7 protein-coding genes and 4 pseudogenes are annotated in these 10,685 nt (G+C 35.8%); 8 read left to right on the top strand and 3 right to left on the bottom strand.

What is annotated here, in order from left to right; genetic code table 11:
• Nucleotides 1-157: 157 nt before the first annotated feature.
• Nucleotides 158-769, top strand: a pseudogene (locus tag CWATDRAFT_RS26275) (RtcB family protein); the annotation flags it as partial.
• 32 nt (nt 770-801) lie between these two features.
• On the opposite strand, the gene CWATDRAFT_RS26270 reads toward CWATDRAFT_RS26275, so the two are convergent.
• Both CWATDRAFT_RS26270 and CWATDRAFT_RS26265 read right to left on the bottom strand, forming a co-directional pair.
• Entirely contained in the window at nt 802-1,371 is a 570-nt protein-coding gene (locus CWATDRAFT_RS26270; protein WP_007307840.1) for a 2'-5' RNA ligase family protein, read from the bottom strand.
• 144 nt (nt 1,372-1,515) lie between these two features.
• Complete coding sequence (locus CWATDRAFT_RS26265; protein ID WP_007307839.1) at nt 1,516-2,637, bottom strand: site-2 protease family protein; 1,122 nt, start codon at nt 2,635-2,637, stop codon at nt 1,516-1,518.
• A gap of 295 nt (nt 2,638-2,932) precedes the next feature.
• On the opposite strand from CWATDRAFT_RS26265, the gene CWATDRAFT_RS26260 reads away from it, so the two are divergent.
• The 6 genes and pseudogenes from CWATDRAFT_RS26260 to CWATDRAFT_RS26230 form a co-directional block, all read left to right on the top strand.
• The gene (locus tag CWATDRAFT_RS26260) at nt 2,933-3,580 is read left to right on the top strand and encodes a DUF3318 domain-containing protein (RefSeq protein WP_007307842.1); all 648 of its coding nucleotides are present in this window, start codon (nt 2,933-2,935) and stop codon (nt 3,578-3,580) included.
• 27 nt (nt 3,581-3,607) lie between these two features.
• Nucleotides 3,608-4,596: pseudogene (locus CWATDRAFT_RS26255) on the top strand (anti-sigma factor antagonist).
• Between the two features lie 63 nt (nt 4,597-4,659).
• Nucleotides 4,660-6,057, top strand: a complete 1,398-nt coding sequence (locus CWATDRAFT_RS40575; RefSeq protein ID WP_007307845.1) for a tetratricopeptide repeat protein — start codon at nt 4,660-4,662, stop codon at nt 6,055-6,057.
• Nucleotides 6,058-6,081: 24 nt separating this feature from the next.
• Nucleotides 6,082-7,377: a CHAT domain-containing protein gene (locus CWATDRAFT_RS40570; RefSeq protein ID WP_007307846.1), complete on the top strand. Its 1,296-nt coding sequence runs from the start codon at nt 6,082-6,084 to the stop codon at nt 7,375-7,377.
• 239 nt (nt 7,378-7,616) lie between these two features.
• A pseudogene (locus CWATDRAFT_RS26235) lies at nt 7,617-8,989 on the top strand (transposase).
• A gap of 27 nt (nt 8,990-9,016) precedes the next feature.
• Nucleotides 9,017-9,718, top strand: a pseudogene (locus tag CWATDRAFT_RS26230) (transposase); the annotation flags it as partial.
• A gap of 27 nt (nt 9,719-9,745) precedes the next feature.
• Here CWATDRAFT_RS26230 and CWATDRAFT_RS26225 read toward each other — a convergent pair.
• A complete protein-coding gene (locus tag CWATDRAFT_RS26225) occupies nt 9,746-10,033 on the bottom strand; it encodes a hypothetical protein (protein WP_412093279.1) in 288 nt (95 codons plus the stop codon).
• Between the two features lie 101 nt (nt 10,034-10,134).
• On the opposite strand from CWATDRAFT_RS26225, the gene CWATDRAFT_RS26220 reads away from it, so the two are divergent.
• The coding region (locus CWATDRAFT_RS26220) for a helix-turn-helix domain-containing protein (RefSeq protein ID WP_042712484.1) at nt 10,135-10,685 on the top strand (551 nt) is incomplete at its 3' end.

Below are 10,685 nucleotides of genomic sequence, written 5' to 3'. Positions count from 1 at the left end.
ATTTTTTTTGTCCTTAGTTTTTTTCCCCCCATTTGCAAATGATTATCATTATCGTTCATTCTCAATAAGCTCTCTGGTTGCCGACAATTGTTTAGGGTCGGGTAACAGAGAAAAACCGCTCTGGACTTACTTTTCAACCTACTTGTCACCCCGTGAGGCCAAAAAGTTAGCAAAATTAGCAAATCTTTCTTTACCAGATCCCGATCTAGCTTATTTTGTAGCAGGTACTGATGAATTTGCTGCTTATTGGCGAGACTTACAATGGGCGCAAAATTATGCCCGTTTTAACCGAGATGTGATGATGAAACGGTTTAAACAAATTATTGATAAACACTTAGGAGGAGGTAAAACAACAAAACCTTTATTATCTGTAAACTGTCATCATAATTATGCGGAAAAAGAGCTACATTTTGGCAAAGAAGTGTATGTTACTCGTAAGGGTGCAGTGAGAGCTAGAGAAGAAGGTTATGGTATTATTCCTGGTTCAATGGGGACAAAATCTTACATTGTAAAAGGGAAAGGAAACCATGATAGTTATTGTTCTTGCTCTCATGGTGCCGGGCGTTTAATGTCTCGAACTAAAGCAAAAAAAGCATACACTCTTGACGATTTAATTGAGCAAACAGAAGGTGTAGAATGTCGTAAAGATAGAGGGGTATTAGATGAAATACCTGGGGCGTATAAACCCATCGAAAAAGTCATCAATCAACAATCTGATTTAGTAGAGGTTGTGGCGACTTTAAAACAGGTTTTATGTGTCAAAGGATAATTATTAGGGTGGGTATTGCCCACCTTAACCATTCATGTTAAGTTAAATTTATATTCAGAATGAATTTCCCAAATTCTTCCATTATGGATTAATAATGTAAGTTCATTTATTCTAAAATTGTAGTATAATTCTTTCTCTTTAAATTCTTCCCAAGCTTGATAAAAGTTCTTTTTACTTAAATCCCGAAACCCAACAGTTAGATGAGGAGTAAAAGGACGTTTTTTAGATACTGGATGAACAATATTTAAAGAAGATTCTAAACGAGACATTAAGGATTTTTGTATCGAGATAAGTTCCCTAGTTTTAACTACATCAATATAAATAACACGGGGTTTAAAAGCAGCAAAACCATTTAAAGTCATAGAAAATGGTTGTTGAAATGCTGAGAAATCATTTAATTCTTGAATTAATTTGGGTAACTCTTCTATATCCCATTCAAAAGGTGGTTGTAAGGTGACATGAGGGGGAGATTTTAAAGCAGCTTTACTATTATAAACATCTCGAAAATGCTCTTTTATTTTTGTTGCTTCTTCTTGTACATCTTTAGGAGGAATGAGAGCAATAAAAAATCTTTTATTTGAAACCTTTTGGATATTATTCATAGCGAGTTTTTATTTAATTTATAAACAGTGTAAAGCAATTACAAGGATGTGTTACTATTCATTTTCATAAAATATTATACTAATAATTATTGTAGGGTTCAACGGCCGTTGAACCCTACCTAATCATCTGTTAATTATCTTGAATTATGCAGTTTTAGCTTGCTTATCTTTTTGCAGTAACTCAATGATTGAACTTTTCTCTAACAACCCTAAAACCTGATCATTTTCTCCAATTACTGTCAGTTGTTGTAGGGGATCTTCTTCAATCTGTTTCACCACCTCTAAGAGGGTTTCATCAGACTGAATAGTTATCAAGTCTTGGACTGGTTGCATGACTTCATAAAGTTTAATCTCTGTCCATTCAGATGTGGATATTCTTTTCAATCCTTCTACTTCTAAAACCCCGGATAGTTTTCCTTCTTCATTAACAACTAAGAACTTTCTCCATTGATTTTTTCCGATGACATAATCATTGACAAATTCACGAACGTTCAACTCACCAGAAACAATGGGACTATTAGGAATAACCGCATCTTTTGCCGTATAACCATTCAGGGTTTCCTGTACTCTTGCAGACTGAGCAGAATTTCCTGCATTTTGTAATAAGAAGAAACCAATTAATAACGTCCAGAAATTACCAAATCGAAGAATACCTAATATTGATAAACCACCGATCGCAATTGCTAACCAACCGAATACTTGACCCACACGACTAGCAAAAATAATCCCTTTATTGGGGTTTCCTGTAATCTTCCACACGAGAGACTTTAAGATATTTCCTCCATCCAAAGGTAAACCAAGAATTAAGTTAAATAACCCTAATACTAAGTTAATGAAAGCTAATAACTCAATAATCGCTGCAATGGGTGCCGAAAAGTTAAAGTTAAAGGCAGTAAAGAAGAAGATAGCAGACAATAATAAGCTAACTCCAGGTCCAGCGATCGCCACTAAAAAAGCCTCTAAAGGTGTATCGGATTCTTTGTCTAAACTAGCTAATCCCCCGAACAAAAATAAGGTGATAGATTTAACGTCAATTCCTTGAGAAATAGCTACAAAACTATGACCTAATTCGTGTGCTAGGACAGAAGCAAATAATAATAAAGCAGCAATAAAACCTAATAGCCAAGGGAGCAAACCATTCAGTTGAGGAAATAAGCTTAACTGTTCCCCATAACTAAAAGTAACTAACCCTAAAACCAAAAACCATGAAGGGTTGACATAAAAAGGGATACCGAATAAATTTCCAACTCTTATATTGTTATTCATTTGAATAACCTCCTATTTTGTCAGCGATTTTATCTTTCTTCGCTGTTGCTTAACCTTATTGTAACGAAATGTAAAAGAGAAAAAAAGGAGAAGTTATGGTGAAACCCGTCCTTAAAGGTTCGGTTTCTTTGGAAGTATGGCACAAGTCATTAAGAATAAAAAACGTCCTCATTAATTTTTGTACTACAATAGTGAGCAGATAGACAGATGGAAAAAGTGTCATTATTAGCAGCAATTAAACCCAGATTTTTGCTAAGATGAAGTCCTTAGTAACCAATGTAAATCTCGTAGGACTATGACATACGTAACTTCCTCTGCTAGAGCAGAAATGAGTGAGTTAAGGCGGTTAAAAACACTATTACCCCCAGAACTACAAAACTGGGTGATGGTGGAAGGCAGTACAGAAATAAACCCCCCTCTCATACGCTGTGAAGAATTGGGAAGAGATGAGGTAGAAATTCAAATTGACTTAGCTAAATGGGAAAGTTTAGCCATTGATCAGAGAAATTTGCTCTTTTGGCACGAGGTTGCCCGTATTCAAAACGATACTATCCCCAGAGAAGGATGGGAAATGGCTGCCTTGGCCATCGGTTTAGGGGGTGCAGTAGGAGAACTTTGGGTACAAGATGGCTTACTCTTACTCTTGGCATTAGGTTTATGCGGAATTTCTGGGTATAGACTCTGGCAGAAAAATAACGGAGAACGAAAATTAAAAGAATCTATAGAAGCTGATGAAAAAGCTATTGCATTAGCGACTCGTTTTGGTTATACTTTGCCCAACGCTTATAAAAGTCTTGGCAGTGCTTTCAAAACACTGATTGAGCAAACTCCTAACCGTCGCCAACGCAAACAATATGAGTCTCGTCTGCAAGCTCTCAGACGCAGTGCAGGTAAGGCGAAAGAAAAAATGCAGCAGGACAAAGGAAAGCGTCCTCTACGTTGAAATAAATGGCCCCATTCATAACAGGTGATGACTATCCAAAGCCCAGAAACTTCCTTCCCCATTGTCATCGTTGACAACTACCCCGTGATGAAAATGCCCAAACGTTTAACCGTATTAGAGGCAGTGCTTTTTAAACAGGTTTGTCATCAATATTTAGCCTCTGGTTCCCTTTCTGAGCAGCTAATTTTAGACTTCAAGGAAACTGAATTTATGGATAGTAGTGGGATAGGGGCCTTAGTCCATAACTTTAAGGCGGCTAAAAGCAAAAATGTTGCTCTAATTTTATACCACACCTCTCCCCCAGTCATGGCGGTATTATCCCTGACGGGACTCGATGAGGTCATCCCCATCACCAGCACCCTAGAAACCGCTCAGCCCTCTCCTGGTTTGCCGCAACCTCCTGAAACCCACCCTTCTGTGTGTTCCTGGATCAAGCGAACAATAGATATTGTAGGCAGTTTAGTGGGTTTGTTGATCACCGCTTTTCTGTTTATACCCATTGCCATAACCATCAAAATAGATAGTCCAGGCCCCATTTTCTTTCACCAAACCCGTTGTGGTTGGCTGGGAAAACGGTTTAGGATGACTAAATTTCTTCTATGTGCGTCAATGCCGAAGAACTCAAGGAGAAGGTGGCCAACCAAGCACAAGGGGCTATCTTTAAAAATACGAATGACCCCCGTATAACTACAGTGGGGCGTTTTTTGCGCCGCACTAGCTTAGACGAATTACCTCAATTTTGGAATGTGTTGAAAGGGGAAATGAGTCTTGTGGGAACCCGTCCGCCAACTCCAGATGAAGTAGAAAACTACGAAGTTCCCCAATGGCAACGCTTAAACGTTAAACCAGGTATGACGAGGGAATGGCAAGTGTACGGGCGATCGCGAATCACTAATTTTGAACAGGTTATTGAACTTGACTTAAGATATCAAAAAAATTGGAGTCATTGGTATGATCTTCAGCTTATCCTAAAAACTCTGTTAATTGTATTCCGTAAGAATAGTGGTGCGGTTTAAACAAGCATTTCTTTCTGCACAGGAGAATTTAGTCGTGCTATTTTAAAAGGGACGAGGAGTGGCATGGGTAAAATGCTGTTGGTTATGGGTTCATTGGTTCGTTTTTTATTGTTATTATTCCTGAGTTTTATTTTAACCTTTTCTTGGTCTAATGTCCCTTGGAATCAAGTTATGGCAGTTTCTCCTGTTTTGCTAGAACAGGAACAACAGGGAAGGAAATGGTACCAACAAGGAGAGATTAACCGTGCTATTGAGACTTGGTTAAATACTATTGAAGATTATGAAAAACAAGGGGAAATTGTTGCTCAAGGTAGAGTTTTAAGTTATCTTGCTTTAGCTTATAGTTATTTGGGACAATGGCAACAAGCAGATAGTTCTATTAATAAAAGTTTGGACTTATTACAGTCTCAACCAGAGAATAATAAAGTTCTACCTATCTTAGCTGAAGCTTTTAATATTCAAGGTACTTTATTTCTGGGTAGAGGCAACCCTTTGGCCGCTTTATCGAGTTGGGAACAGTCCACAGCTACTTATGAAAAAGTCCAAGATACTTCTGGGGTTTTACTCACTAATATTAATCAAGCTAGGGCTTTACAATCATTAGGATTATATACAAAAGCTTGTCAGAAATTATCTGAAAATTTAATTGATAATAGCTTAGAATGTGATCAATTAAACCTTGAGAAGATTAACCCTTACTTATCAAATGATTTAACATCATTACAACAAGCAGGATGGTTAAGTCTAGGGCAAATTTTACGTCAACAGGGTAACTTAGGAACTTCTGAATTAATACTCAATAAAATTTTAGATCAAGTTTATTCTCAGGAGACAAAAGCATCCATTTTGTTAAATATAGGACAAGGTTTACAATTACAAAATGATATTGAAGGTGCAAAAGATAGTTATCAACAGGCTATTATTGCTGCGAGTAATGTTGAAACTAGGTTGAAGATTCAATTAAATAAACTAAATCTATTGATCACAGAAAATTCCTGGATAGAAGCTCAAGAATTACTAATTGACATAGAAAATATCATATTACAATTACCTTTAAGTAAAACTAAAGTTGATAGTCAAATTTATTTGGCTAATCTTTTACTAAAATGGAGTAATCTAGGAACTGCTTCTGATTTGTTACCTTCCTGGACAAAAGTTCAAAATTTATTAGAGAATGCTCAAAAAGATGCTGAGATCATAAACTATGAAAAAGGAATTATTTATGCTCTTGGTAATCTGGGTAAACTATATGAAAAATTAGCTATTAATAAAGCTTGTCAAAACAATAATAATTTGGTTTCCGATTTGTATAACTGTGAAAATAATCATCAATTTTCTGATAGTAATCAAATTAACTTAAGCAGTAACTTTTTGAACAATCAAGCTAAAAAATTTACTGAACAAGCATTAATAAAAGCTCAGTCAAAACAAATTCCCAATAATACCTATGTATTGCAATAGCAACTAGGAAGAATTTTATATATATTGGATTTTAAAAAAGAGGCGATTGCAGCATATTTAGAAGCAGTAAGAAGTCTGCAAATCCTAACAGTTGATTTAGCTAATAATAGAGATAACCAATTTTCTTTTCAAGAGAAAGTTGACCCCGTTTATCGAGAATTACTTAGTTTATTATTACCCAACAATAATCAAACAATAGTGAGCCAACAAACCTTAGAACAAGCTCGGCAACAAATAGAAGCATTACAGGTAGCACAAATCAACAATTTTTTCAATGACATTTGTGTGGAAAATGAGCCAGTAGATGTGGCTGAAATAGATCCCACTGCAGCTATTATTTACCCAATTATTTTAAGCGATCGCCTAGCAGTTTTAGTGAGTTTACCCGATAAATCTCTGGCGTTTCATACCACGAAAATTACTCAAAAAGAATTAGAAAAACAAGTTAAACAATTTCGCTATAATATTGTAATACGAAGTCAGAAAGCCTTTTTTGACGATGGAAAAGTCCTCTATGAATGGTTGATTGAACCTTTCCGAGAAACTCTAGAAGAATTTAAAATTGAAACCTTACTATTTGTTTCCGATGGAGTCTTTAGAAATGCGCCCATGGGTGCTTTATACAACGGTCAAAAATATCTAATTGAAAACTATAAGGTGGCCGTGAGTCCTGGGTTAACCTTATTATCCCCAAAACCCCTACAAAATAGAGGATTAAAGACATTATTTGGAGGACTTACAGAAACCTTTGAACAAGAAAAATTTGTTCCTTTATTTTATGTTCAACAGGAATTAAAATCTATTCAGAAAAAAGTACCTAATACTGCTTTACTCAACGAAGACTTTACCCTCAATAATTTAGAGAAAGTTTTAAAAAATCAATCATTTCCTATAGTTCATTTTGCCACTCATGGTCAATTTAGTTCTGACTTTGAACAAACTTTTATTGTTGCTTGGGATAGTTACATCAATGTGTTACAATTAGAAAAATTACTCAAGGAAAATGACCCGAGAGGAAGTAACCCCATTGAACTATTAATATTAAGTGCTTGTGAAACAGCATCAGGAGATAGTCGGGCTGCTTTGGGGTTAGCAGGGTTTGCCGTCCGTGCTGGTGCTAGGAGTACCTTAGCAACATTATGGTCTGTTAACGATCAAGCTGCTGCGGTAATTATGGAACAATTTTATAAAGAATTATCCACTAATAAATTATCCAAAGCAGAAGCGTTAAGAAAAGCACAATCAACCATGTTAAAAAACCGTTGGTATAGACACCCCTTTTATTGGTCAGCCTATACTTTAGTAGGTAATTGGTTGTAAAATTTAGTTATCAGCTTTCAGAAAGATAGTGTTACTTTTATTGAATGAACAAAAAATTACTATTTTTGATAACTTTCGTAGGGATAATATTGGGATTAAGTAGGGTTTGCTGAATAAAAGCAAAAACCCTATTCTTTAAAAGGTTACACCCATATTCGCGATCGCAAAAAAGATCAGCTTTGTCGGCTACAAACCGCTATAATTGGTAGAAACACCTCCCAGTTGTTGGTCAAGAAGAAATGTATCGAAAAGAGGAGCAACCTTTACCGCCCCCAGAAAAATTTGAATTACCTTTCGAGGGCAAATTGTCCCCCAATAATCGTTGGGTAATCATGGCAGAGTTGATACCTTGGGATGATTTTGAGGAAGAATATGCTAAACTTTTTTCAGCAGAAAAAGGTGCGCCAGCCAAACTATTTAGAATGGCATTAGGGACATTAATTATTAAGGAAAAATTAGGAACAAGTGATAGAGAAACTATAGAACAGATTAGAGAAAATCCCTATCTACAATACTTTATAGGTTTAAATTGTTATCAACAAGAGCCACCACTGGAATCTTCAATGCTAGTTCATTTTAGGAAAAGAATTGATGGAGAATTGATAAACAAAATCAATAAAAAAATAGTAAAAAGAGAAATAGACAAGAGTGATAAAGAAGTAAAAAAAAAGGATTGTCTCCAAGAAAAAGGAGAAAAAAGCCGAGAACTTCTAGAAAAATTGCTAGAAAGGAATACTTAAAAGTAGCTAAAAAACGAAAAGTATCTTATCAAGAAAGAAGAAAAGCTATCGGGAAACAGTTAAAATACCTTAAGAAAAATTTAGGAAATATAGAAGACTTAATTCAAGCTGGGGCTTCCCTGGAAAATCTGAGTAAAAGACAGAAAAATTGTCTAGAGACTATCAAAAAAGTTTATGAACAACAACAGTCAATGTGGGAGAATAAGACCCAGAGTGTTCCTCAAAGAATTGTAAGTTTAACTCAACCGCATATTCGTCCAATAGTGAGGGGAAAAGCAGGAAAACCAATAGAGTTTGGAGCTAAACTCTCAGTAAGCTGTGTAGATAACTATGTGTTTCTAGACAAAATAAGTTGGGAAAACTTCAATGAATCTTGTCATTTAAAAGAACAAGTAGAAAAGTATAAAGAAACGTTTGGCTATTATCCCGAATCCGTCCATGTAGATAAAATTTATCGAACTAGGGAAAACAGAAATTGGTGTAAGGAAAGAGGGATAAGAATCAGTGGTCCGAAGTTAGGAAGACCTCCGAAAAATGTCAGTGAAGAAGAAAAGAAACAAGCCCACTCCGATGAATGCTTCCGTAATGCTATTGAGGGAAAGTTTGGACAAGCTAAACGAAGATTTAGCCTAAATCTCGTGATGACAAAACTCCCTGAAACCTCCATTACATCTATTGCTATTACATTTTTTGTTGTCAATCTTTGTAAACTTCTGAGGCAGTTTTTGTCGCTTTTTTTGTCCTTATTTACTAATAATAGAACAGGGGAACTTATCAAACCGCCTTTCATTAATTTTGATTATACTTTAAACAATTTTTATGTACTAAAACTTATTGATTTGTCAGAAAATCCTTGGTCAAAAGTGGCATAAATTTTGGAGAAACTTTTTCAGCAAACCCTAATTACTTTGTATTATACTGACTATGATGGAAAATCAATGCCTATTAATTATCGCCTTTATGATCCTCTAGATAATAAAACAAAAAATGATTACTTAAGAGAGATGATCGTAGAAGTAATCAAGTGGGGGGTAAAACCTTCTACTATAACGACAGACTGTTGGTATTCTTCTAAAGAGAATTTAAGATTTTTTAGAGACAAAGAACTGAATTTTCAAGTAGGAATAGCCAAAAATAGACAAGTAAAAGTAGAAGGAGATAAATATCAAAGAGTAGAGGAGTTGGAAATTCCTAATAATGAATTGATAGTAATTATCAAAAAATTCGGAAAAGTAAAAATATTTAAGAGGACTTTTAAACACGGAAGTTGTCGTTATTATGCTACTTTTCTATATGATGAATCTAAACTTATGGATTGGAAGCGCGATGATTTTAGAGAGTTACAAACTATTCATTGGGGAATAGAATGCTATCATAGAGCTTTAAAACAATTGTGTGGATTATCTAAGTTTCAAGTAAGAACGACAAAAGCTATTGTTACTCATATTTTCTGTTCTTTAAGAGCATTTTGTCAATTGGAACTGATGAGAATTAAAGCAACTATAGAGTCTTGGTATTCTCTCCAAAGAGAGCTTTCTTTAAAAGTGGCACGGGAGTTTATTTTAGAACAATTATCTCCCACTAATTCTTTGACAGCATAATTTTTATTTTCTGTCAATGCGAAACTTCTAACGATTATTAATCAATAATATGGGATCAGTGCTATTGATACTAACCTTTGCGAGATGCGCCCCCACTGTATTACAAGGTTGATCAAGGGCTTGTACGCGTCCTTTATTCATTGAGGTGAAGTGTTTTGTTTGTTTAAGTCCTGCGAGTGCTTTTTCACTAAAATAGTATTTTTGGTCCATCTCGCTTTCATTTTCTAACACTTGTGCTAAAGTCGGGGGCTTATTCAAAGTTGTAGGTTCTGGAAATTTAAAATTATCAAAAACAGACTTATTTTTAAACCCAATTATAAAGACACGCTCTCGCTTCTATCAATTGTCAAGCTAGTGCAGCTTGGCGAAAGTAATCCACCAGATTTTTACAGAAACTTTCGTGACTAGCCACGACAATGTGTTTCAATGAAACTAACGGACGAATCTCGAAGTTGATGTCCATGATAAAAGCATTGCCAATTAACCTCTCCAACCTACAGAAAACAGTACTCCAACAAATAGTGAGAGGGACAACAAACCCCTATCGCCTTGTTAGACGAGCCAAGCTAATCTTAGCCGCAGCATCAGGAGAGAGCAATAGTTCGATTAGTCGAAGATTAGAATTAGACCGAGTACAAGTGCGTCAGTGGCGATCGCGATGGTTTGAGGAGAGAGAAAAACTGAGTGCCGCCGAAGAACAACAGGTAACGGAGAAAGCATTAATGGTCTTGATCAAAGGAATTTTAAGCGATCGCCCAAGACCTGGAACAACAAAATCCTTTACGGTCGAACAAGTAGTCCAGATTGTAGCGATCGCTTGTGAAGAATGTGAAAAATCAGACAGACCAGTGAGCCATTGGACACCTTCAGAGTTGGCGGATGAAGCCATAAAAAGAGGAATTGTCGAAAAGATTTCCCCCCGTAGTGTGGGGCGTTTTTTAAAAAGAAGCGACATTACAACCACATC

The organism is Crocosphaera watsonii WH 8501, assembly GCF_000167195.1.
In the GTDB taxonomy this organism is placed as follows: Bacteria; Cyanobacteriota; Cyanobacteriia; order Cyanobacteriales; family Microcystaceae; genus Crocosphaera; species Crocosphaera watsonii.
Note: the sequence above shows the minus strand (reverse complement) of the source record. Positions and strands in the feature narration are given on the sequence as shown.